This is a genomic window from Streptococcus sp. KR, from assembly GCF_002238115.1.
Taxonomy (GTDB): Bacteria; Bacillota; Bacilli; order Lactobacillales; family Streptococcaceae; genus Streptococcus.
Genome location: NZ_NGVM01000130.1, coordinates 1 through 513, shown reverse-complemented (window position 1 = coordinate 513; position 513 = coordinate 1). Strand labels below are relative to the sequence as shown.

Genomic DNA, 513 nt, shown 5'->3' with positions numbered 1-513 from the left:
GGCGGAAAAGCAATTTGAATACCTTAATTCAGGACTATCTGGATTACAGCGCAACTATCATAACCTTAATCAGGTAACTAATTCTTATGTGGATGCGCTAAAGGCTCAAGGAAAGATTAACCAGGCTGGTCAAGTAAAGCTTAAAGGCCTTAAGGAAGGATTGAATAGCTTATCTGATCAGTACAGATTACAAAATAGTGAACTCAGTAAAAACTCACAGGCTTATAAACAAGCCCAGTTGGCCTATGAAAAACAACAAAATGTTGTTAACCGCCTCGCCAATGATACCCACAAGAATGCGGATGAATATGTTCAAGAAAAGGAAAAACTTAATCAATTAAAAGGTAGCTTGGACATTGCTAACGAAGCTTTTAACACCCAACAAGTACGAGTCAACAAAACAGCCACTTCACTGGCCAATGTGCGTTCTGATGTGGTCAAGTACGATTTACAAGTCGGTCACATGAGTGATGCAATGGTGCGATTGGGCGATAAAGCTAACATTGCTAAGAA

General features: G+C 39.6%; 1 protein-coding gene. It reads left to right on the top strand.

The window, feature by feature from the left end; all coding sequences use genetic code 11:
* Positions 1-88 precede the first annotated feature (88 nt).
* A partial coding sequence (locus CBI42_RS11245; RefSeq protein WP_256963816.1) for a hypothetical protein occupies positions 89-513 on the top strand: 425 nt, incomplete at its 3' end.